This window comes from Chryseobacterium sp. 'Rf worker isolate 10' (assembly GCF_050753305.1).
Classification (GTDB): Bacteria; Bacteroidota; Bacteroidia; order Flavobacteriales; family Weeksellaceae; genus Chryseobacterium.
The window spans coordinates 1-279 of record NZ_JBOZOF010000021.1; the positions used below are offsets into that span (position 1 = coordinate 1).

At 49.8% G+C, this 279-nt stretch carries 1 protein-coding gene; it reads left to right on the forward strand.

Annotated features, from left to right (window positions below; genetic code table 11):
* The coding region (locus tag LKL37_RS23025) for a hypothetical protein (RefSeq protein ID WP_431612576.1) at positions 1 to 279 on the forward strand (279 nt) is incomplete at both ends.

Here is a 279-nt window from a genome sequence, read left to right on the forward strand (position 1 = left end):
CAGGAATTATTTGAAAAATCCAATCTGAAAGTACGGCAACGGCTTGAACGTCTTCCGAACATCAAGCTGAATCAGGATCTACCGGTTACTCAGTACACTGATAAGCTGATTGCCGCGATTCAAAAGCATCAGGTGATTATTGTGGCTGGCGAAACCGGTTCTGGTAAAACCACCCAGTTACCGCAAATTGCTATGCTGGCTGGATGTGGCCTGACCGGAATGATCGGACATACCCAGCCGCGTCGACTGGCAGCCCGTAGCGTATCACAGCGTATTGCC